The 22,125-nt window shown below is 71.3% G+C and carries 20 protein-coding genes; 6 read left to right on the top strand and 14 right to left on the bottom strand.

From position 1 onward, the window contains the following. Positions 1-36: 36 nt before the first annotated feature. A complete protein-coding gene (gene hflX, locus SALPAC2_RS0123545; RefSeq protein WP_018219083.1) occupies positions 37-1,506 on the bottom strand; it encodes a GTPase HflX in 1,470 nt (489 codons plus the stop codon). Positions 1,507-1,680: 174 nt separating this feature from the next. Here hflX and SALPAC2_RS0123540 point away from each other — a divergent pair, with 174 nt between their 5' ends. Beyond that, positions 1,681-3,192 (top strand): NAD-dependent malic enzyme, encoded by a 1,512-nt coding sequence (locus SALPAC2_RS0123540; RefSeq protein WP_026185077.1) that lies wholly within the window; start codon positions 1,681-1,683, stop codon positions 3,190-3,192. Positions 3,193-3,318: 126 nt separating this feature from the next. Here the strand turns inward: SALPAC2_RS0123540 and SALPAC2_RS0123535 are convergent, their stop codons facing one another. From SALPAC2_RS0123535 to SALPAC2_RS0123520, 4 genes are all read right to left on the bottom strand, one after another. After that, positions 3,319-4,452, bottom strand: coding sequence for an FAD-dependent monooxygenase (locus SALPAC2_RS0123535; RefSeq protein ID WP_018219081.1), 1,134 nt, complete (start codon positions 4,450-4,452; stop codon positions 3,319-3,321). Positions 4,453-4,550: 98 nt separating this feature from the next. Continuing rightward, complete coding sequence (dapF, locus tag SALPAC2_RS0123530) at positions 4,551-5,393, bottom strand: diaminopimelate epimerase (protein ID WP_018219080.1); 843 nt, start codon at positions 5,391-5,393, stop codon at positions 4,551-4,553. A gap of 7 nt (positions 5,394-5,400) precedes the next feature. Next, positions 5,401-6,384 (bottom strand): tRNA (adenosine(37)-N6)-dimethylallyltransferase MiaA, encoded by a 984-nt coding sequence (gene miaA / locus SALPAC2_RS0123525; protein ID WP_026185076.1) that lies wholly within the window; start codon positions 6,382-6,384, stop codon positions 5,401-5,403. Further along, positions 6,357-7,193: a class III extradiol dioxygenase subunit B-like domain-containing protein gene (locus SALPAC2_RS0123520; protein ID WP_018219078.1), complete on the bottom strand. Its 837-nt coding sequence runs from the start codon at positions 7,191-7,193 to the stop codon at positions 6,357-6,359. Before SALPAC2_RS0123520 ends, miaA begins: the two co-directional genes overlap by 28 nt. Before the next feature lie 271 nt (positions 7,194-7,464). On the opposite strand from SALPAC2_RS0123520, the gene SALPAC2_RS0123515 reads away from it, so the two are divergent. Beyond that, complete coding sequence (locus SALPAC2_RS0123515; RefSeq protein WP_018219077.1) at positions 7,465-8,673, top strand: DUF349 domain-containing protein; 1,209 nt, start codon at positions 7,465-7,467, stop codon at positions 8,671-8,673. A 164-nt stretch (positions 8,674-8,837) separates the two neighbouring features. On the opposite strand, the gene miaB is transcribed toward SALPAC2_RS0123515, so the two are convergent. From miaB to SALPAC2_RS0123500, 3 genes are all read right to left on the bottom strand, one after another. Then, complete coding sequence (gene miaB, locus SALPAC2_RS0123510) at positions 8,838-10,337, bottom strand: tRNA (N6-isopentenyl adenosine(37)-C2)-methylthiotransferase MiaB (protein WP_018219076.1); 1,500 nt, start codon at positions 10,335-10,337, stop codon at positions 8,838-8,840. 53 nt (positions 10,338-10,390) lie between these two features. Beyond that, complete coding sequence (locus tag SALPAC2_RS0123505) at positions 10,391-11,272, bottom strand: LLM class flavin-dependent oxidoreductase (RefSeq protein WP_018219075.1); 882 nt, start codon at positions 11,270-11,272, stop codon at positions 10,391-10,393. 257 nt (positions 11,273-11,529) lie between these two features. Further along, positions 11,530-12,009 (bottom strand): hypothetical protein, encoded by a 480-nt coding sequence (locus SALPAC2_RS0123500; protein WP_018219074.1) that lies wholly within the window; start codon positions 12,007-12,009, stop codon positions 11,530-11,532. Positions 12,010-12,374: 365 nt separating this feature from the next. On the opposite strand from SALPAC2_RS0123500, the gene SALPAC2_RS0123495 reads away from it, so the two are divergent. The 4 genes from SALPAC2_RS0123495 (at position 12,375) to SALPAC2_RS0123480 (ending at position 15,686) form a co-directional block, all read left to right on the top strand. After that, a complete protein-coding gene (locus SALPAC2_RS0123495; RefSeq protein WP_018219073.1) occupies positions 12,375-13,130 on the top strand; it encodes an amino acid ABC transporter ATP-binding protein in 756 nt (251 codons plus the stop codon). A 55-nt stretch (positions 13,131-13,185) separates the two neighbouring features. Next, on the top strand, positions 13,186-14,034 hold the full coding sequence (locus SALPAC2_RS0123490; protein WP_018219072.1) for a glutamate ABC transporter substrate-binding protein: 849 nt from the start codon (positions 13,186-13,188) through the stop codon (positions 14,032-14,034). Between the two features lie 81 nt (positions 14,035-14,115). After that, on the top strand, positions 14,116-14,790 hold the full coding sequence (locus SALPAC2_RS0123485) for an amino acid ABC transporter permease (RefSeq protein ID WP_018219071.1): 675 nt from the start codon (positions 14,116-14,118) through the stop codon (positions 14,788-14,790). Next, a complete protein-coding gene (locus tag SALPAC2_RS0123480; protein WP_018219070.1) occupies positions 14,790-15,686 on the top strand; it encodes an amino acid ABC transporter permease in 897 nt (298 codons plus the stop codon). Before SALPAC2_RS0123485 ends, SALPAC2_RS0123480 begins: the two co-directional genes overlap by 1 nt. A 261-nt stretch (positions 15,687-15,947) precedes the next feature. Here the strand turns inward: SALPAC2_RS0123480 and rny are convergent, their stop codons facing one another. The 6 genes from rny to SALPAC2_RS0123450 form a co-directional block, all read right to left on the bottom strand. Beyond that, positions 15,948-17,714 carry a ribonuclease Y gene (gene rny / locus SALPAC2_RS0123475; RefSeq protein WP_018219069.1) on the bottom strand — a complete coding sequence of 589 codons (1,767 nt, stop codon included), beginning with the start codon at positions 17,712-17,714 and terminating at the stop codon, positions 15,948-15,950. 488 nt (positions 17,715-18,202) lie between these two features. Beyond that, positions 18,203-18,862 (bottom strand): regulatory protein RecX, encoded by a 660-nt coding sequence (locus SALPAC2_RS0123470; protein WP_018219068.1) that lies wholly within the window; start codon positions 18,860-18,862, stop codon positions 18,203-18,205. 10 nt (positions 18,863-18,872) lie between these two features. Continuing rightward, positions 18,873-19,919, bottom strand: coding sequence for a recombinase RecA (recA, locus tag SALPAC2_RS0123465; RefSeq protein WP_033661976.1), 1,047 nt, complete (start codon positions 19,917-19,919; stop codon positions 18,873-18,875). Between the two features lie 181 nt (positions 19,920-20,100). Next, positions 20,101-20,301: a DUF3046 domain-containing protein gene (locus SALPAC2_RS0123460; RefSeq protein WP_018219066.1), complete on the bottom strand. Its 201-nt coding sequence runs from the start codon at positions 20,299-20,301 to the stop codon at positions 20,101-20,103. Then, positions 20,292-21,740 carry an MFS transporter gene (locus tag SALPAC2_RS0123455; RefSeq protein ID WP_018219065.1) on the bottom strand — a complete coding sequence of 483 codons (1,449 nt, stop codon included), beginning with the start codon at positions 21,738-21,740 and terminating at the stop codon, positions 20,292-20,294. Before SALPAC2_RS0123455 ends, SALPAC2_RS0123460 begins: the two co-directional genes overlap by 10 nt. Positions 21,741-21,830: 90 nt before the next feature. Further along, positions 21,831-22,100: a type II toxin-antitoxin system prevent-host-death family antitoxin gene (locus SALPAC2_RS0123450; protein WP_018219064.1), complete on the bottom strand. Its 270-nt coding sequence runs from the start codon at positions 22,098-22,100 to the stop codon at positions 21,831-21,833. Positions 22,101-22,125: the final 25 nt, after the last annotated feature.

The following is a 22,125-nucleotide window of genomic DNA, read 5'->3' as shown; positions in this document are numbered from 1 at the left end:
GCATGGCGGTGGTTCACCGCCATGCGACAGCAAGGGCTACGAACGCGCCCCGACGACCGCCGCCGGCTCGGAACCGGCCGCCCCGGTCGACTGAAAGGGCGCCAACTCGGCGGCCAGCGCCGCATCGACCCGGGCCTGGAGCAGGGTGCCCTCGGGCAGGTGCACCGTGCTGAGCACCTCACCCTGCTGGTGCGCCCGGGCCACCAGGTCACCCCGCTCGTACGGCAGGACCGCGCGGACCTCCACGGCCGGACGGGGCAGTCGGGCCTCGACCGCACCACGCAGGTCGGCGATGCCCTGCCCGGAATGCGCAGAGACGAAGATCGCCTCCGGCCAGCGCCGCTTGAGCCGGAGCAGGGTCTCCTCGCCGGCAGCGTCGGTCTTGTTGACCACCAACAGCTCCGGCAGCCGGTCGGCGCCAACCTCGGCGAGGACCGCCCGGACGGCACGAACCTGCTCTTCCGGGTCCGGGTGGGTGCCGTCAACGACATGCACCACCAGGTCGGCCTCCGCCACCTCCTCAAGGGTGGAGCGGAACGCCTCGACGATCTGGTGTGGCAGATGCCGCACGAAGCCCACCGTGTCGGAGAAGGTGAAGTGCCGCCCTTCCGCGGTGGTCGCCTTCCGGATCGTGGGGTCCAGCGTGGCGAAGAGGGCGTTCTCCACCAGCACCCCGGCTCCGGTCAGCTGGTTCAGCAGGCTGGACTTGCCGGCGTTCGTGTAGCCCGCGATGGCCACCGCCGGCACCGCGTTGCGATAGCGACGGGCACGCTTGGTCTCGCGTACCGTCCGCATGGCTTTGATCTCCCGGCGCAGCCGGGCGATGCGGTGCCGGATCCGCCGGCGGTCGGTCTCCAGCTTGGTTTCACCCGGGCCGCGCAGGCCCACGCCGCCGCCGGCGCCACCGCCGCGGCCTGATCCACCGCTCTGCCGGGAAAGGGTGTCACCCCAACCCCGCAGCCGGGGTAGCAGGTACTCCAGCTGGGCCAACTCGACCTGCGCCTTGCCCTCCCGGCTCTTCGCGTGCTGGGCGAAGATATCCAGGATGAGGGCGGTGCGGTCGACGACCTTCACCTTGGTGCGCTGCTCCAGGTTGCGTAGCTGGGACGGGCTCAGCTCACCGTCACAGATCACCGTGTCGGCGCCGCTGGCGAGCACGGCCGCCCCCAGGTCATCCACCTTGCCCCGGCCAACGTAGGTGGCCGGGTCGGGCCGTTGCCGGCGTTGGATCAGCCCCTCGAGCACCTGCGAACCGGCCGTCTCGGCCAGCGCCGCCAGCTCGGTGAGGGAGTTCTCGGCGTCCTGCTGCGAACCCTCGGTCCACACCCCGACCAAGACGACCCGCTCCAGTCGGAGCTGGCGATACTCGACCTCGGTGACGTCGGTCAGCTCGGTGGAGAGGCCGGGGACCCGCCGCAGCGCCTGCCGCTCCGACAGCTCGAACTCACCGGTGGTGGCGTCGAACGCGTCGCCCTCTTCGGGAAGGAAGGTCTCCTGTTCTCGCAAACCGCGCCCCCTGTCTGGTTACCGCCGGCCGGCTGTTTGCCCACCGTGCTGCCGGAAATTGCGACCGGCTCCCACAATCCTGACATGTGACAACGCGACCCGCATCGGCAATATGCCCGGGCTACCCGCTGGTAACGGGGTCGGCTGTGGTGCCGATACCGGGGGCGAGTAGAAATGCGGGGCGAGTCGTTCAGCGTCATCGGAAGGAAATGTGTGGCCACCACCCGACTGCCGAGTGCCGGATTCTCGATCACGGTCCGGATCGCAGTAACCGCGGATGCCTCCTCCATCGGGGTGTTGACCACCACGGTCGGCGAGGCCGGGGCAATCGTCACCGCGCTCGACGTGGTCGACTCCGACCACACCCACGTCACGGTCGACCTGACCTGCGACACCGCCGACGCCAACCACGCCGACCAGGTGGTTGACGCGCTCACCGCGCTCGACGGGGTTGACGTGCGTAAGGTCTCCGACCGCACGTTCCTGCTGCACCTCGGCGGCAAGATCGAGGTCAGCCCGAAGGTCGCGCTACGCACCCGGGACGAACTGTCCCGGGCGTACACCCCGGGGGTGGCCCGGGTCTGCCAGGCCATCGCGGAGAACCCGGCGGACGCGCGGCGCCTGACCATCAAACGCAACACGGTGGCGGTGGTCAGCGACGGCTCCGCGGTGCTCGGCCTGGGTAACCTGGGGCCGGCGGCGTCGCTGCCGGTGATGGAGGGCAAGGCGGCGCTGTTCAAGCGCTTCGGCGGGGTGGACGCCTGGCCGGTGGTGCTCGACACCCAGGACACCGACGAGATCGTGTCGATCGTCAAGGCGATCGCACCCGCGTACGGCGGGATCAACCTGGAGGACATCGCCGCGCCGCGCTGCTTCGAGATCGAGGCACAGCTGCGTGCGGCGCTGGACATTCCGGTCTTCCACGACGACCAGCACGGCACGGCGATCTGCGTGCTGGCCGCGCTGACCAACGCGCTCCGCGTCGTCGGTAAGGAACTCGCGCAGGTACGGGTGGTGGTCTCCGGCGCGGGCGCCGCCGGCACCGCGATCATGAAGCTGCTGCTGCGCCAGGGCGTGGGCGACATCGTCGCGTACGACCGGCAGGGTGCGCTGCACCGTGGGATGACCGGGCTGAACCCGGCCTGGCAGTGGCTGGCCGAGCACACGAACCGGGAGAACTACTCCGGCGACCTGGCCGGGGCGGTACGGGACGCGGACGTCTTCATCGGCGTGAGCGCCCCCAACCTGCTCACCGGGGACGACATCGCCGCCATGGCCAAGGACGCGATCGTGTTCGCGCTGGCGAACCCGGACCCGGAGGTGGACCCGCGGGAGGCGCGCAAGCACGCCGCCGTGGTCGCCACCGGCCGCTCCGACCAGCCCAACCAGATCAACAACGTGCTGGCCTTCCCCGGCGTGTTCCGGGGGATGCTGGACGCGCACGCGGAGGGCTTCACCGAGGAGATGGCGATCGCCGCGGCCCAAGCCATCGCCGACGTCGTCGGCGAGGAGAAGATCAACCCGACGGTCATCGTCCCCAGCGTCTTCGACTCCCGGGTGGCACCGGCCGTCGCCGCGGCCGTCCGCGCGGCCGCGCAGAACCCGGCAACCACCCCGCCGCCCGCTGCCGACCCCGGCCCGGTCGACCTGCCCGAGATCGCCGCCAACGCCAGCGCCACCCCCTAGGCCGCCGTCTTCCACCGCGCCGGATCACCTCGACGAGCAGGTGATCCGGGTGGTGTGGGCCGCACCGCAGCAAGAGCGACAACCGCATCGGCACTGACCTCCGGACCACGCCGAAGCCACCGAGGGTCAGTCGAGCGCCGTCGTTGCTGCCACCGGTGTGCGCAGCAGGCCGTACGCCGACCGGTAGCTGCGCTGGCCGATCGCCGGCAGCAGGAGGTTCCGCAGCCACGCAGGCTTGGCGACGGCCCGGGAGAGCTGGTCAGTCGCTGTCTGCACATGGGTTACCCGCCCACGCCGCAGCCGTTCCCACTGCCCACCGACCGTTTCCCAGTCCCGGCTGCTGAGGAGTTCGGCCAGCACCAGCGCATCCTCTACGGCGAGCGAGGCGCCCTGCGCCCAGACCGGCGCGGTGGCGTGCGCGGCGTCGCCGATCAGGACAACCCGGCCCTGATGCCACCGGGGGATTCGCACCTCCTCGATCGGGGAGTGGTACATCGACTCCGGGCGGACGAGGGCCGCGGCGATTGCGGTCCGTACCGGTTCGGGGAACCCGGCGAAGGTCGCCGACAGCCAGCCGGGTTCGGACCCGATCGGGCCGCCCCTGGTCGCGGAGGCAAAGCCGTACACCTCACCGTCACCCGCCGGGAGCAGCAGGGCCGTGCCGCTGTCGCCGGACCACACCGTCCAGCAGGCAACGCCGGGGTTGGGTGCCATGAACCGCCAACTCGCGGCGGACAGCAGCGCGGCTTCAAGGCGGGCGTCGCCGAACAGGGACGTGCGAACCGTCGAGTGCACTCCGTCGGCCCCGACCACGAACCCGTACCGGTCGGTGCTGCCATCGGAGAGGGTCACATCGACGCCACCGGCGGTGGCGCGGACCATGCGCACCGCCACCCCGCGCCGCACCGAACCCGGGGGCAGGTCACGTTCCAGCAGTTCGAGAAGGTCCCGACGACGCACGCACCGGGGCTGGTGCGCCGCGCCCCAGAACTCGTCCTCGGCAACGGAGAAAAGTAGCCGTCCCCGCCGGGTGCGATATTCGCGTCTCGACACCGGTACGCCGATGTCGCGCAAGCCGTCGGCGACGCCGAGTGCCGCGAGCGCCCGCACGCCGTTGCCCGGAATGTTGATCGCCAGCCCCGACTCCGTCAGGGCGGGCCGCTGCTCCACTGCCGTCGCCGGGATACCGTGCCGCCGCAGCGCCCGAACCATCGACAAACCCGCGATCCCGGCACCAGCTACCAGAACTCCGTCGTTCATATTGGAAAGCTTAGATGCCGCCCACCTCGTCGGCACGCCGCCGGTCCGGCACCGCGGTGAAGTTTCGGCGGCCCGCCCGCCGTCGGTCAGGAAGCGGGTCAGGCCAGCGCCGCGCGCGTCACCGCACCACTCGCCACCAGTACGGCGGGCCCCGCCAACCAGCAGCTCTGGGCGGTCTGGGTCACCACCAGCCGACCGCCGGGCACGTCCACGGCGACCACGCCGGTGTCCCGGCCCGCATCCCGCAGGACGACCGCGGCCACCGCGCACGCACCGGTGCCGCAGGAACGCGTCTCCGCGCTACCCCGCTCGTAGACCCGCATCCGAACGTGGCCGTCGAGGCCGTCCGTCGGGCTCCCGGGGCTGATGAACTCGACATTGACCCCCGCCGGGAAGATCGCGGGGTCGAACTCCGGTGCCCGGGTCAGGTCGAGAGCCGCCAGCTCCAGCCCGGCCGGAACCGGGCAGACCAGGTGCGGGTTGCCGACATCAACCGCCGTGCCAGGTAGGGCCAGCCCGCCGAGCACCGCGAACGAGGAGTCGGCCAACCGGGGCCGCCGCATCTCGACCGCCAGCTCCTCCCCCGCCACCCGCGCCCGGACGAGACCGGCGCGGGTGGCCAGCGGTAGCGCCGCCTCCGACGGCACCGCCAACCCGGTTTCCAGCAGGTAGCGGAGGAAGACCCGGGCGCCGTTGCCACACATCTCGGCCACCGAGCCATCGGAGTTCCAGTAGTCCATGAACCACTCGGCCGCACCGGCTAGGGCCGCCCCGTCGGGGTGCCGTGCGGCGCGGACCACCCGCAGTACGCCGTCCCCACCGATCCCCTCTCGCCGATCGCACAAGGCCGCGACCAGGTCCGGGGTCAGCTCGAGGGTGCCGTCGGGATCGGGCAGGATCACGAAGTCGTTGCCGGTGCCATGCCCCTTGGTGAACTCCACGACCCCATCATCGCGCAGCGGGCCGGACCACTCGCAGCGCCTCTGCCACCAGCCCGGCTCCGGCCGAGTCGAGCCAGGTGATCCGCGGGTCCCGGCGGAACCAGGACCGCTGGCGACGGACAAACCGGCGGGTGGCGCGGATCGTCTCCTGGTACGCCTCGGACTCGGTCAGCTCTCCGGCCAGGAACCGCAGGACCTGCTGGTAACCGAGGGCCCGGCTGGCGGTACGGCCCGTGGCCAACCCCTGGTCGGCCAGCACCCGGGTCTCGGCCACTAGGCCGTCGGCCCACATCCGGTCCACCCGCAGTGCGATCCGCTCGTCGAGCCGTGCGGTGTCCAGGTCGACGCCCACCTGCACCGACCGGTAGTACGGACGGGGGTCGGGCAGCGCGGCGGCGAAGGGCGCACCGGTCAGCTCGATCACCTCCAACGCCCGGACGATCCGCCGGCCGTTGCCGGGCAGGATGTTCGCCGCCGCGTCGGGGTCAACCGCGCGCAGCCGCTCGTACAGGGCAGCCGGGCCGGCCTGCGTCAGCTCCGCCTCCAGCCGTTGCCGGAGCACCGGGTCGGTGCCGGGGAACTCGAAGCGTTCCAGTACGGCGCGGAGGTAGAGTCCCGACCCGCCGACCAGCAGCGGCACCCGCCCCCGGGCCAAAATGTCGTCGATCGCCGCGCGGGCGAGCCGCTGGTACTCGGCGACGCTGGCCGGCTCGGTCACCGGCCAGATGTCCAGCAGGTGGTGCGGCACTCCCGCACGTTCGCCGATGGTCAGTTTGGCGGTGCCGATATCCATGCCCCGGTAGAGCTGCATCGAGTCGGCGTTGACCACCTCACCGTCGAGCTCGTGGGCGAGGGCGATACTCAACGCCGACTTCCCGGCCGCGGTCGGACCGACCACGCCTACCACCGTGCCCGCTGCTGGCGGGGCATCGCCGGCCGGCACCGCGCCGCTCCCGTCGGCGCTCACCGGGCCGCTCCCGTCGGCGTCCAGGAGGCGACGAGGTAGGTCACCCCGTAGGGTGCCGCGGCGTAGGCCAACTCACCACGCCACGGGCCGCCGGCTGCCCGTACCGCGCCGGCCAGCACCTGCCAGGGCGCCCGGCCGGTGGCTTTGAGCCCCGCCGACAGCTCCGCGTCCAACGCACCGAGGGCAGCCGGGTCCGCACCGGCCAGGGCCCGCGCCACCGCCTGGTCGTACGGCTCGGCGCGCGGATCGTCGTAGCCGGGTGACCACTCCACCCGGCAGGCCGACCCGTCGCCGAGGACGAGCAGCCCGAGCCGGCCGGACGTATCACCACCCGACGCGTTCCCGGTCACCGATCCGGGCCGGTCCGCGTTGAGCAGGTCTGGGTTGAGCCGGTCTGGGTTGAGCAGGCCGGCGCCGAGGGCGGCGCAGCGGGCGGCGGGCTCGTCGGCCGCTACCGCCACCGCGGACCGGGGCAGCGCCGTACCAGCGCGATCGAGCAGCCACGCCCCGATCGTCAAACTCAACGGCAGCCGCGCCGGCCCGACAGCGGCCGCGTCAGTGCGGTTCCCGGTGTCTGCTGGCGACAGCGGCACCCGCCGGTGGATCCCGTACCGATGCAGCGAGCCGTGCTCTGCGGCGCCGAAGGTCGCGGTCGCTGGCCCACACCCGATCAGCACGATCTGATCCGGCTCGGCGGCGAGTAGCCGGGCCACCGCCCCGTCACAGGCGGCACGCAGCTCGTCCAGCTCGGCGGAGGCGGCGCCCGCCAGCTCGGGGACGAGCAGCGGCGGATGCGGGCAGACGGCGGCGGCGACCAGGGGCACGAGGGTCACGGTAGCGGCTGTTCCGGACGCACCGCCGCGCGCCTTCCCACCGGCCGGAGCCCGGAATTTCGGTTACTGACGAGTACGCCCGAACGGAGGTTTCCGACACTCGCCCCATCCCGGCCCGCCGGGGCGCTAGGACACCGTATGGTCACGGTCGGCGATAGGCGCTCGACGGGGGCGGGGGCACACCTGTGACAATGCCGTGGAGAACGTTGGGCTGCGCCGTGGCGGCGCTCGCGGGACTGACCCGTGACGCCGGGAGAACGAGGATGGGCACATGAGCGACTGGACTGCCTTCGGACGGGTGGACGCGGACGGCACCGTCTACGTGAAAACCGCTGAGGGCGAGCGGGTGGTCGGTTCCTGGCAGGCGGGTGCACCGGAGGAGGGGCTGGCGCACTTCGCCCGCCGGTTCGCCGATCTGATCACCGAGGTGGGGCTGGCCGAGGCGAGACTCAACTCGGGCGCGGCAGATGCGAACCACTCGCTCAGCACAATCCGCCGGCTGCGCGCCTCGCTGGCCGAGGCGCACGTCGTCGGCGACATCGACGGCCTCGCCAACCGGCTGGATCGGCTCGCCACCCTCGCGGAGGAGAAGGCCACCGAGGCGCGGGCCGCCCGCGATGCCGCCCGAAGCGAGGCCCTCGCCCGCAAGACCGCACTGGTTGAGGAGGCCGAGAAGCTGGCCGCCGAGTCGACCGGCTGGAAGACCGCCGGCGACCGGTTCAAGGAGATCCTCACGGAGTGGAAGTCGATCCGCGGGGTGGACCGGAAGACCGACGGTGAGCTGTGGAAGCGGTTCGCGGCGGCCCGGGACGGCTTCACCCGCCGCCGGGGCGCCCACTTCGCCTCGCTGGACGCGCAACGGAAGCAGGCGCAGGCGGTCAAGGAGGAGTTGGTCCTCGAGGCCGAGAAGCTCCAGGATTCGACCGAGTGGGCCCACACCGCCAGCCAGCTCAAGGAGCTGATGAGCCAGTGGCGCGTCGCGCCCCGGGCGTCGAAGGAGGCCGAGCAGCGGCTCTGGGAGAAGTTCCGGGCCGCGCAGGACGCGTTCTTCACCCGGCGCAGCGAGGTCTTCTCCGCCCGGGACAACGAGCAGCGCGCCAACCTGGAGCGTAAGCAGGCGCTCCTGGCCGAGGCCGAGGCGCTGGATGTCGACGGCGACCCGAAGGGTGCGCAGGCGAAACTCCGGGAGATCCAGGCGCAGTGGCACGAAGCCGGACGGGTGCCCCGGGAGGCGGCGGGGGGCCTGGAGCGCCGACTGCGCACGGTCGACGACAAGGTTCGCGAGGTGATGGACTCCGCGTGGCGGCGCACCGCTCCGCAGGACAACCCCCTGCTCGCGCAGATGCGGGCGCAGGTCGCCGAGGCCGAGGAGCGACTGGCCCGGGCGAAGGCCGCCGGGGATTCCCGGCGGGTCCGGGACGCCGAGCAGGCCCTCAGCTCCAAGCGTCAGTTCCTCAGCTTGGCCGAACAGTCCAGCTGATCCGTTAGGCCGTCTCCGGGGCCCCGGTTCCTCGTGAACCGGGGCCCCCGCCGTGTTCAGGCCCCGGGGCGGGTTCAGGCCCGCGCCGGGTTCAGGCCCGCGCCAGGTTCAGGCCCCGGGTGGCGGGAGGCGCAGGCGTCAACCGCGCAGCATCGGCCCCGGTGTCAGCAGGAGCAGGCCGACGAGGCCGCGGGGGGCATCGGCGGCGGGGCGCCGACCGTGGGCAGCCCGAGCGACACCCCGGCCGTACGGGGTCGGTGCCCCGCCTCGGCCGCATCGCCGGCCCGGGTACGCCGGTGCGCGAGCGGCTCACCGTCGGCGTTGAGGTGGTGTGGGGCGGCGTAGGTGACCACGGTCTGCACGATGTCGCCGGGGCGGATCTGCCCGGTGCGGCTGCCGGCGTCGAAGTGCACCAGTCGGCCGTCCCGGGCCCGCCCGGAGAGCCGGCCGGTGCGCTCGTCCTTGCGCCCCTCACCGACGGCCACCAGCACCTCGACGGTCTTCCCCAGCAGCCGCCGGTTCTCCGCCCAGGTGATCTCCTCGACGCAGTCGATCAGCCGCTCGTAGCGCTCCTGCACCACCGCCTTCGGCAGCTGGTCGGCCATCGTCGCGGCGGGGGTGCCGGGGCGCTTGGAGTACTGGAAGGTGAAGGCCGAGGAGAACCGGGCCGCGCGGACCATGTCGAGGGTGCGTTCGAAGTCGGCCTCGGTCTCGCCGGGGAAGCCGACGATGATGTCCGTGGTGATCGCCGCGTCCGGCATCGCCGCCCGCACCTTCTCGATGATGCCCAGGAACCGCTCCGACCGGTACGACCGTCGCATGGCCCGCAGCACGTCGTCGGAGCCGGACTGCAGCGGCATGTGCAGCGAGGGGCAGACGTTCGGTGTCTCGGCCATCGCGGCGATCACGTCGTCGGTGAAGTCCTTCGGATGCGGGCTGGTGAACCGCACCCGCTCCAGACCGTCGATGTCACCGCAGGCGCGCAGCAGCTTGCCGAACGCGTACCGGTCGCCGAACTCGATGCCGTAGGAGTTGACGTTCTGCCCGAGCAGGGTCACCTCCAACACACCCTCGTCGACCAGGGCGCGTACCTCGGAGAGGATGTCGCCGGGGCGGCGGTCCCGCTCCTTGCCGCGCAGCGCCGGCACGATGCAGAACGTGCAGGTGTTGTTACAGCCAACCGAGATCGACACCCACCCGGCGTAGGTTGACTCCCGACGGGTCGGCAGGGTGCTCGGAAAGACCTCGAGGGACTCGAGGATCTCCACCTCGGCGGCGGCGTTGTGCCGGGCCCGCTCCAGCAGCACCGGCAGCGACCCGATGTTGTGCGTGCCGAAGACCACGTCCACCCAGGGCGCCCGGCGGACGATCTCGCTGCGGTCCTTCTGCGCCAGGCAGCCACCCACCGCGATCTGCATCTCCGGGTGCTGGGTCTTGCGGGGACGCAGCTGACCGAGGTTGCCGTAGAGCCGGTTGTCGGCGTTCTCCCGCACGGCGCAGGTGTTGAAGACCACCACGTCCGGGGTGTCGTCGGCGGCCCCGGCCCGCAGGTAGCCGGCCTGCTCGAGGAGGCCGGAGATGCGCTCGGAGTCGTGCACGTTCATCTGGCAGCCGTAGGTGCGCACCTGGTAGGTGCGGGGGCTGCTCGCCGCTGCGGTAGTCATGACCTCGACAGCCTATCCGGGCGGCCCGGATGGACCGGAGTCGAGCTACCGCCTCACAGGTCGGAGAGGATCCCGGCTACCTGTTCGAGCACCGCCATGCTGGTGTCGAAGGGCGCCTGCCCGGGAAACGGCACCACCAGGTCCGTGATCCCGACCTGGCGGTACGTGTCAACGGTCTCCCGGAACACGTCGAGGGAGGCGAGCGCCGTTGGCTCCCGGTTCACGTACATCAGCAGCCGGCGCTGGGTTGCCGGGTCGCGGCCGGCCTTCTCACAGATACCGGCCAGCTGGCGGACCTGTCCCGCGACGTCGTCGGGCCGGGCCACCGGGGGGACGACCCCGTTACGTGGGGACCGGCCGTTGGTCACCCAGATGTCGCCGTGGCGCGCGGCCAGGGCCATGCCACGGGGACCGTTGGCGGCGATCGCCAACGGGATGTGGGTGGGCGAGGAGTCCACCGGCCAGATGGGTGCCTGTCGCGCCTGGTAGTACTTGCCGTCGGCATCGGTGACGGGGTTGGACAGCAGCTCCGCCGTCAGCTCCACGAACTCGGCGAACCGCTCGGCACGTTCGACGGGCGTCCATTCCGGGTCCTGACCGCGGGCGGTGGCGTCGATTCCACTGCCGCCGGCGCCGAGGCCCAGGATGAAGCGCCTGCCGCTGAGCTCATCGAGGGTGACGACCTCCTTGGCGTACGGCACCGGGTGTCGAAAGTTCGGCGACGAGACGAGGGTGCCGAGCTTGATCCGTCGGGTGATGACCGACGCGGCGGCCAGGGTCGGCACCGCCGCGTACCACTCCTTACCGACCATGTCCTGCCAGCCGATGTGATCGCTCGTCCAGGCGTGGGCGAACCCCATCTCGTCAGCCTTCCGCCACATCCGCTGGGCCTGGTCCCAGGGCGCGGAGGGCAGGATGAGCACGCCGATCCGCATGGTCAATCACCCGCCTCGGCGGTCTCCGCCGTCGGCGTCGGTGCCGTCGGGCGGCCCCGCCGGCCCGGGTGGGAGCGGCGGGTACGGCTTCCAGGTCGTGGCAGCTGCACGACCTCAGCCTAACGATTTCGCCCTATTTCCGGGCTGCGCCAGCAGAAACTGACGACCCCGCCGGCGCCGGCCTAACCCGCCGTCGAGACCAGCGGGTCGTGGTCGGCGATCCGCCCGGCGCCGGAACACCTCGCGCTTCCCGCGGGTCAGGCGGCGGCGAGGGCCGGCAGCACCGAGTCGGGGGCCCAGCGGGAGCGGTGGCACCGGGACCAGCCGCGACAGCCCGGGTTGGCTTCGGTGCAGAGCCGTTGGCGGCTGAGCACCTCACCGTCGTCGGTCTCCCGGACGTCGAAGTGCACCGGGCGGATCGTCCCGTCCGGGGCCACCAGCAGGTGCCGGGTCTCGTCGAGGGTGTCGTCGCGCAGCACGCAGTTGCGCTCCAGCAGCCGGGCCAGGTTCGCGATGCTGGGCAGCTCGGCGAGGGTGTCCGGCACGCCGTAACAGTCGACGATGGTGGCGAACTCCCCCGGTGCCTGCCAGATGTCGCAGACCACGGCGTATCTCGGCAGGCGTGCCGGGTCGGCGACGGCCAGCGGCATCACCACCCGGCCGAGCGCCTCGGCCAGCGCCGGCCAGACCTCCGTCGGCCGTACCTGGTCGATTCTCCAGTTCCACAGCTCGGTCATGCCGCCTCCTCGCTGCGATCGTCCCACCGGCCCCGGATCGGGCCTTACTGACGATGGTGGGGGGCATTTGGGCCCAGCCGGGGGCAAGTTACCGGTCTGTGACCATTCCGGGCAAAATTCCCTCGAGTGATGGTGCGGCAACCAGCCGGAAGATGACACTTTATCGGGTATAAGGCAGCGCCACACCGCACGACACGAGTCAACCCGTCCCACGGGAGCACCGCGCGGCCCGAAAAGACGGCTCCCCAGCTCATCGGGGAAGGGTGTTACGGCTCCGTGACCATCTAGGGCCACCCCACCCCACATCTCCCCGCCTAGAGTTTGCCAACCGGAGGTCATTCGGCCTCCATCGGTGACGAGGGACGGTGGACGACGTGACGACGAGCGAACCGCTCATCGTGCTGGAATCGGTCAACAAGTGGTTCGGGCCGTTGCACGTACTGGACAACGTCTCGCTGTCGGTCGGGCGCGGCGAGGTCGTCGTGGTGATCGGGCCGTCCGGCTCCGGCAAGTCGACGCTCTGCCGCACCATCAACCGGCTGGAGCCGATCACCTCCGGCAGCATCACCTTCGACGGTCAACCGCTGCCGGCCGAGGGCCGCGCCCTGGCCAAGCTGCGCAGCGAGGTCGGGATGGTGTTCCAGTCGTTCAACCTCTTCGCGCACAAGACCATTCTGGAGAACGTGACCCTCGGGCCGATCAAGGTCCGCCGGGAGAAGCCGGCGGCGGCCCGCGAACGCGGCCTGGCCCTGCTGGACCGGGTCGGCATCGCCAACCAGGCCGACAAGTTCCCGGCCCAGCTCTCCGGCGGTCAGCAGCAGCGGGTGGCGATCGCCCGGGCGTTGGCGATGCAGCCCAAGGCGATGCTCTTCGACGAGCCGACCAGCGCCCTGGACCCGGAGATGGTCGGCGAGGTGCTGGACGTGATGACCTCCCTGGCCGGCGAGGGCATGACGATGGTCGTGGTCACCCATGAGATGGGTTTCGCCCGCCACGCGGCCAACCGGGTGGTCTTCATGGCCGACGGGCAACTCGTCGAGGACGCACCCCCGACGGAGTTCTTCGCCAACCCGCGCAGCGAGCGGGCCAGGGACTTCCTATCCAAGATCCTCACGCACTAGGCGTCCGTTGTGGGCGTGCCGCCCCCGGCCCGCCCCGTCGAAGAAGGAGACAGATATGCGTACCAAGCGCGCGGTGACGGTCGCCGCGGTCGCCGCCCTCTCATTCGCCATGGCCGCGTGCGGCGGCGATGATGACTCCGCCGACGGCATCGTCGGCAAGGCCGAGAGCCAGGAGAAGCTCGTGATCGGCGTCAAGGCCGACCAGCCGGGCCTCGGCCTGCAGACCGGCACCGAGTACGAGGGCTTCGACATCGAGATCGGCAAGATCATCGCCAAGGGTCTCGGGGTTGACGAGAGCAACATCGAGTGGAAGACCACCGTGTCGTCCAACCGTGAGCCCTTCATCCAGCAGGGCACCGTCGACCTGGTGGTGGCGACCTACACCATCAACGACGAGCGGAAAGAGAAGGTCAACTTCGCCGGCCCGTACTTCGTCGCCGGGCAGGACCTGTTGGTCCAGGCCGACTCGACGATCACCGGCCCGAACCAGCTCGACGGCAAGAAGGTCTGCTCGGTGACCGGCTCCACGCCGGCCAAGCGGATCCAGACCGACTATCCGAACGCCGAGCTGCAGCAGTTCGACTCGTACTCGAAGTGCCTGCCGGAGCTGGAGAAGGGCCAGGTTGACGCGGTAACCACCGACGACATCATCCTCGCCGGTTACGCCGCTCAGGACCAGTGGACCGGCAAGTTCAAGGTGGTCGGCAGCACCTTCTCCGACGAGCCGTACGGCATCGGCCTCAAGAAGGACGACACCACCGGCTGCGAGAAGGTCAACGAGATCCTCACCGAGGCCGCGTCCGACGGCAGCTACCAGGCGGCGTGGGACAAGACCCTGGGCAAGAGCGGCACCGCCGCGCCCGAGCTGGACACCACCAAGCTGACCCACTGCGGCAGCGTCTGATCCGTTCCGGGGCCGGCATCCGTACCGGGATGCCGGCCCCGGCCGGTCGTCCCCGCCTCGACGTGCCACGGGAGCACAAGCATGCACGTATTCACCGACCCGAAGAATTTCGACGCGTACCTGTCGGGTTTTCTCTGGATCCTGAAGCTGACCGGTGCGTCGGCGGTCCTCGCGCTGCTACTCGGAGTGCTGCTGGCCGCGATGCGGGTCTCCCCCGTGCCCGTGCTGCGCGGCGTCGGCGCCGCCTGGGTCAACATCTTCCGCAACACCCCGCTCACCCTGATCGTGCTCTTCTGCTACTTCGGCCTCTACTCGACGCTGGGCCTGAATCTCGCCGACAGCCTCGACCTGAACAACTACTGGCTGGGCGTGGTGGGGCTCTCCGCCTACACCGCCGCGTTCGTCTGTGAGGCCGTGCGGTCCGGGGTCAACACCGTCCCGGCCGGCCAGGCCGAGGCGGCCCGCGCCATCGGGCTCACCTTCACCCAGACGCTCCGGATCGTGATCCTGCCGCAGGCCACCCGCTCGGTGGTCGCGCCGTTCGGCAGCATCCTCATCGCGTTGTGCAAGAACGCCACGATCGTCGGCACCATCGGGGTGATTGAGGCCTCGAGCGTCATGAAGGATCTGCTGAACGAGAACGGCGACGCGGTGATCCCGATCTTCCTAGTCTTCGCCGGCACCTTCGCCGCGCTCCTCATCCCCACCGGCTACCTCTTCGGCTGGCTGGCCAATCGCCTGGCGGTGAAGCGCTGATGAGCTCTAGCTCCGTCCTCTACGACCACCCGGGCCCCCGGGCCCGGCTCCGCAGCCACGTTCTCGGCGTCGTCTTCGCCGTCGGGCTGGTGGCGCTGCTCTGGTGGATCTACTCGAAGTTCGACGCCGCCGGCCAGTGGGAATCCTCGCTCTGGACCCCGTTCACCGAAGCGAAGACCTGGACCCAGTTCATCCTCCCCGGCCTCCAGGCCACGCTGGAGGCGGCGGCGGTCGGCATGGTTCTCTCGCTCGCCTTCGGCCTCCTCTTCGCGGTCGGCCGGCTCTCTGAGCACTGGTGGATCAGCGTTCCGGCGGGCGCGATCGTGGAGTTCTTCCGCGCGGTCCCGCTCCTGCTGATGATCTTCTTCATCTTCTACGGTGTGCCGTTCCTCATCCAGGGTCCAGTGCCGGCGTTCTGGGCCGTGGTGATCGGCCTGACCCTCTACAACGGGTCGGTGCTGGCCGAGGCGTTCCGGGCCGGCATCCGCTCCCTGCCGGGCGGCCAGTCCGAGGCCGCCTACGCGATCGGCATGCGCAAGAGCCAGGTCATGCAGCTCATCCTGATGCCACAGGCCGCCCGCGCGATGCTCCCGATCATCGTCAGCCAGCTCGTGGTGCTGCTCAAGGACACCGCCCTCGGCTACATCGTGGCCTACCCGGAGCTGCTGCAGCGCGGCGTCAACGACCTCGCGGCCAACTACGGCAACATCCTGGCGGCAGCGATGGTCGTGGCCGTCATCTACATCGTGATCAACTCGCTGCTCACCGCCCTCGCCGGCTGGCTCGATCGGCGCACCGGCACCCGTGGTGCTCGGTCCGCCAAACGACCACGGCTGGCCGCTACCGCCGGCTCCGCCCCGGAGGGCGGCACGACGGCCACCAACCCGCAGGGCTGAACAAGCTCATCGGGCCGGCCCGGGACGACAGATCCGGCACGGCTCCGGGCTCGACCCGGGTGACCAGCCCCGACCCTGCCCCCTCGGCGTTGCATCGACCGAGGGGGCGCTGAGGGTCCCACCGACGCAGACCAGCTCCGGTAGTCGGCGTCAACCAGCTCCCCCGCTGGACGACACCTGGTCGGACCGGCGCCGCGACCGGCTTCCGCCGCCACGCCGTGGCGCACCCGGCACAACGCTGGCGCGGCCGGCACAACGCAGTCAGCGGGCGATCTCGGTGACCCGGGACTCCCGGACCACGGTGACCCGGATCTGCCCCGGATAGGTCAGCTCCTCCTCGATCTGCTTGGCCACGTCGCGGGCCAGCACGGAGGCGCTGATGTCGTCAACGTCATCCGGCCGCACCATCACCCGGACCTCCCGGCCCGCCTGCATCGCGAAGACCCGCTCCACGCCGAGCTTGCCCCCCGCGATCTCCTCGATCCGCTCCAGCCGCCGCACGTACGCCTCCAGGCTCTCCCGGCGCGCCCCCGGCCGCCCCCCGGAGCAGGCATCCGAGGCCTGGGTGAGCACCGCCTCGACGGTCTGCGGCGGCACCTCGTTGTGGTGCGCCTCGATGGCGTGCACGACGTCCTCGCTCTCGCCGTACCGGCGGGCGACATCAGCACCGACGATGGCGTGGCTGCCCTCGACCTCGTGGGTGAGCGCCTTGCCGATGTCGTGCAGGAACGCGCACCGTTTGATCGTTGGCACGTCCAGCTGCAGCTCAGCGGCCATGATCCCGGCGATGTGAGCGCTCTCAACGAGGTGCTTGAGCACGTTCTGCCCGTACGAGGTGCGGTAGCGCAGCCGGCCCAGCAGGCCGACCAGCTCGGGGTGGATCTCGGTGATGCCGACCTCGACCAGGGCATCCTCGGCGGCACGCTGGCAGAGCTGCGCCACCTCCTGCCGGGCCAGGTCGTACACCTCCTCGATGCGGTGCGGATGGATCCGCCCGTCCAGGACGAGCTTCTCCAGGGTGAGCCGGCCGACCTCCCGACGCACCGGGTCGAAGCAGGAGAGCAACACCGCCTCCGGGGTGTCGTCGATGATCAGGTTGACTCCGGTGACCGATTCGAAGGTGCGGATGTTGCGCCCCTCCCGACCGATGATCCGACCCTTCATCTCGTCGCCGGGCAGGTGCAGGACGCTGACCACGCTCTCCGCGGTCTGCTCACTGGCCACCCGCTGAATGGCGTCGACCACGATGTGCCGGGCGCGCTCCTCGCCCGTGCTGCGCGCCTCAGCCTCGATGTCCCGTACGAGCAGCGCGGCCTCCCGCTTGGCCTGCGCCTCGATCGCCTCGACCAGCTCGCCGCGGGCCGCCTCCGCGGTGAGCCCCGCGACCCGCTCCAGCTCGCGGCGGCGCTGCTGCTCGGCCTGTTCCAGCTCCTGGTCCCGCTCGGCGAGTGCCAACTCCCGGGCCTCCAGAGCGGCGTTGGCGGCGCCGAGCTGGCGGTCCCGCTCGGCGAGCCGCTCGACCTCCTCGGTGTGCAGCCGCTCCCGGTCGTCCATCCGGGCGGCCCGCCGCTCCACCTCGGCCGCCTGTTCCCGGGTGGTCGCGGCGAGGACGGCGGCTTCCCGTTCTCCGCCGCGCCGGGCAGCGGTCCGGAGCTGTTCGGCTTCGGCCTCGGCCTGCTTGTGTACCCGTTCCAGGATGGTGTCGGCTTCGGCGCGGGCACCGTCGAGCACCCGCCGGGCTTCGGCACGGGCGGCCTTGGCCTCGGCGCGGGCGGCGGCGGCTTCGGTGCGGGCCGCGGCGGCGGCGGACTTCGCCGCGTCGATGGTGCTGTTCGCCTCGTCAGCGGCCGACCGCAGCGCGGCGAGGGACTGCTCCTGGCGGTCTTTCTCCGCGATGAAGGCCGGGTCCTCGGGGCGCGAGGTGCCGGCGATGCCGCGGACGGCCCGGATGCCGATCAGCACCGCACCGACCACGACGACGGTGAGCAGCAGGACGGCCACCAGGAGGACCGCGTCGAGCCCGCTCATGGGGAATTTCCTGTCGACCCCTGCCGCCTCGCCATCGCGCGCCTCCCCTTGACCGTCGCGCCGCCAGCAAACGTGCGGTGGGCGCGCTCCCGCGGCTCTGGACGCCCGACCGGAGCGGCTGACCGAAAGGGGAGCCCTCCCGTCGACGGTGCCGCGGCGGCACTGCCGACGGCAGCTGCAGTTGTCGCGTCGACTCCGGACCGGCCGGGTCCGGAGCTGACACAGGGCCAACGAATCGGCCAAAGTGATGCGGTTCTGTTACGCGATCTATGTTGTGCGCTTTGCCTGCGCTGGTCGGGCAATGTGAGCCTTATGGCGAGGCTAGGTCCCCGGAGCCGGTCCGGTCAAGGAAACCATGATCATTACATCCGAACGGAGAGAATTTACAGCGTTACGCAGCGCTAGTGGGTGATCGGATAAAACCACTAAAAGGGACGCGATTGCCTTTGGTTGGCGTGACTGCGACAAGCAGCCACGTAAGCCCTCGGTCAGGGATCGACCTCGACGTCGCTGAGCGCCTCGGCGTCGATCTGCTCCGCGAACTCGGCCGCCTCGGCGCTCTGCGCCGCGAGCGCCTCCTTCACCGCCCGAATCGCCACCCCCGGCGAGTAGCCCTTGCGGGCCAGCATGCCGACCAGTCGCCGAAACACCGCGTCCGGCTCGCCCCGGGTGGCGCGCAGCTTCCGCTCCGCCAGGGCACGGGCCGTCTCCGCCTCGGTCTCGTCGTCCAGCTCGCCGAGCGCGGCCTTCGCCACGTCACCATCGACGCCACGTTGACGCAGCTCGGTGGCGAGGGCACGGCGGGCGAGGCCACGGCCGGCGTGCCGGCTGGAGACCCAGGCCCGCGCGAAGGCCGCGTCATCGATCATGCCGACCTCGTCGTAGCGGTCGAGGACCGCGGTGGCGACCTCCGCCGAGATGCCTCGCCGGGTCAGCGCCCGGGCCAGCTCGGCCCGGGTACGCGGACGCACGGCGAGCTGCCGCAGGCAGAGCTCCCGCGCCAGCTCGGCCTCGTCCGTGGGCGAGGCCGAGCTGGTCGCGGCGTCGGCGTTACGTCGGCCGCGGCGGGGGGCCGCCGCGGCGGCGTCACCCGTGCGCGGTGGGCTGGCGTCCCACCCCCGCCCCGCACGGGCTCGTCGTGACGTCACCGGCCGTTACTCAGAAGTCGACCGGCGGCAACTCCGGACCGCCAGCGGCGTCACCCGCGCCGGCACCGACGCCGAGCTTCTCCAGGATCTTCTTCTCGATCTCGGCGGCCACGTCCGGGTTCTCCCGAAGGAACTCGCGGGCCTTCTCCTTGCCCTGGCCGAGCTGATCGCCCTCGTAGGTGTACCACGCGCCGGACTTCCGGATGATCGCCTGCTCGACGCCGACGTCGATCAGCGACCCCTCGCGGGAGATCCCCTTGCCGTACATGATGTCGAACTCGGCCTGCTTGAACGGCGCGGCCACCTTGTTCTTCACGACCTTGACCCGGGTGCGGTTACCGACCACGTCGGTGCCGTCCTTGAGGCTCTCGATGCGGCGCACGTCGAGCCGGACCGAGGCGTAGAACTTCAGCGCCCGCCCACCGGTGGTGGTCTCGGGGCTGCCGAACATGACGCCGATCTTCTCGCGGAGCTGGTTGATGAAGACCGCCGTCGTGCCGGTGTGACTGAGCACACCGGTCATCTTGCGCAGGGCCTGGCTCATCAGCCGGGCCTGGAGACCCACGTGGCTGTCGCCCATCTCACCCTCGATCTCGGCGCGCGGCACCAGCGCGGCCACCGAGTCGATCACGATAATGTCGAGCGCACCGGAGCGGACCAGCATGTCCGCGATCTCCAGCGCCTGCTCGCCGGTGTCCGGCTGGGAGACCAGCAGGGCGTCGGTGTCGACGCCGAGGGCCCGGGCGTATTCCGGGTCGAGGGCGTGCTCGGCGTCAACGAAGGCGGCGATGCCGCCGGCCCGCTGGGCGTTGGCCACCGCGTGCAGCGCCACCGTCGTCTTACCGCTGCTCTCCGGGCCGTAGACCTCGATGACCCGCCCCCGGGGCAGGCCACCCACGCCGAGGGCCACATCCAACGCGATGGACCCGGTCGGAACCACCGCGGTCTGCACGACCGGGCGCTCCCCCAGTCGCATCACCGAACCCTTGCCGAACTGTTTGTCGATCTGAGCGAGAGCAAGGTCGAGTGCCCTCTCCCGATCAGGCACTGCCGCCATCGTCGCTACCCCTGCCTTCGCCGACTTCGCTGAGCTTCGCGTCACGCGGACACGCTAGGCGCATGGTCCGACAGAACACCAGCGACCATGCCGTGAGCTGTGGACGAGCGCCTCGCTGTGGACAATAGCCGAACAGGTGTACGAGCGGTGGCACGACCCGCGAGCGTAACGAAATGACTGCTCAACGGAGCCGCGCCGGCACCCGGTCCGGGTAGGCGGCGACCACCGCACGCCACACGACGTGGGTCTCCTCCCCCGCCGCGAGTGCCTGCTCGATGGTCCGCTCGCCGAGGGGCGCCAGGACCTGGTCGCTGGCGATGCTGGCCGCGTAGCCCGGCCCGAACGTCTCCTCCAGCCGCGTCCAAAAGTCGGTCAGCCGCACGTGTCATCCTCCCGGTCGGGCACCCCGGCGGGCCCCCGACGTAACGCTAACGCCACCAACGGCACCACCACGATCGCCGCCAGCAGGGTGAGCACCGGATAGCCGGCCGCCCGCATGACGAACCCGCTGACCGCGGCGGCGCTGGCGCCAGCAAGCCCCATGGTCAGATCGGAGAAGCCCTGCACACTCGGCCGCACCGCCGCCGGCACCGACTCCGACAGCAGGGTGGAGCCGCCCACCATCGTGCCGGACCAGCCCAGCCCGAGCAGGACCAGACCCACCGTGAGCAGCGGCGTGTGGTGGCCGGCGGTGCCGGCGACGGCGCAGGCAGCGAGCAGCAGTCCCACCCCGCCGAGGATGACCGCCGGCCGACCGAGCCGGTCGGCGAGCCAGCCCACCAGCGGGGCCAGCGCGTACATGCCGGCGATGTGCAGGCTCAGCACGATCCCGACCACCCGTAGGACGTCCGCGTCGCCGTGCGACTCGCCGAGCCGTACCGGGGTCATCGACATCACCGCCACCATCACCGCGTGCCCCACCGCCACCGCCGCGACGCCGAGCCGGGCCGCCGGGCGGTCGCGGACCACCCGCCAAGCCGCCCGCATCCCCGCGCCCCGCCGGACCACCGGTCCCGGGGGCGACGTGGGTGCGGCCACCGGACTCGGGGGCGATGTGGGCTCGGCCGCCGGGAGCCCAGCGGTCGAGGGGGCGGCGGTGACCGGAGCGGCCACGGGCGGCGGGGCGACCGCCGGCTCGGCTGCCGCCAGCCGGCGCGCGGTGCGCAGCGGGTCGGGCCGCAGCAGTGCGAAGAGCACGCCGGCGGCCAGCACGAAGGCGGCGGCGCTGAACGCGAACGGGCCGGCCAGTGGGGGCAGCCCCCACCCGCCGGTGACCGTGTCGGCGAGCGCCGCGAAGTTCGGCGCGGCCACCGCCCCGATGGTGGTGGCCCAGACGATCAGGGCGAGCTGCCGGCCTCGACGGGCCGGCTCGGCGAGGTCCACCGCGGCGTACCGGGCTTGGAGGTTCGCGGCGGTGCCGCCTCCGAACAGCAGACTGCCGAGGAAGAGCAGCGGCACGATCCGGGTGACCGCGGCGAGCACCACCAAAACCGCGCCGGCCGCGCCGACCAGGTAGGCGACGACCAGTCCCGGACGACGCCCGTACCCGTTCATGATCCGGGTGATCGGGATGGCGAGCAGCGCGGCGCCCACCACGGCGGCGCTCTGGGTCAGACCGGCGACCGCGGTGCCGGCGATCCGGACGGCGAGCAGCGCCCCCACCGCGATCCCGATGGTGACGCCGATGCCACCGATGATCTGGGTGCCGAACAGCAGACCCAGGGTGCGCCGCTGGATCGGCGCCACATCCGACCGGATTCGGGCCGGAGCGGTCAGGTCGGTAGCCACAGACGACTCCCGCGGGTAAGGGGTGAACGGCATACCTATCCTTGCGCATCCCGCCCAACCGGGGCACCGCCGGGATGCCGGCAGCGGCACCCGCTGGCGACCAACCCGGCTAGGCCGGGGTGATCACAGGCCGAGCTCGTCGCGTAGCTGGGTGAGCGGGATCGGGGCCTCGGCGGCGTCGATGCGGGCGAGGGCTTCCCGGGCAGCGGCGACGTCCGCGGCGTCCTCGGCTCGTTCGATCGCTTCGGCCACCTCGGCAGGGACCACGGCGGCGAGGCGCTGCCCGCGGCGGGTGACATAGGTGATTCGTCCGGCATGGTGGGCGCGGGAGACCACATCCGCAAGGCTGTCGCGGGCGTCAGATATCGGGAGTTCGGCGGCGGGCTCACCCATGACCCGAGCGTACGACTCGTACAAG

The organism is Salinispora vitiensis (assembly GCF_000378825.1).
Classification (GTDB): Bacteria; Actinomycetota; Actinomycetes; order Mycobacteriales; family Micromonosporaceae; genus Micromonospora; species Micromonospora vitiensis.
This window is presented reverse-complemented; position numbering and strand designations above follow the sequence as displayed.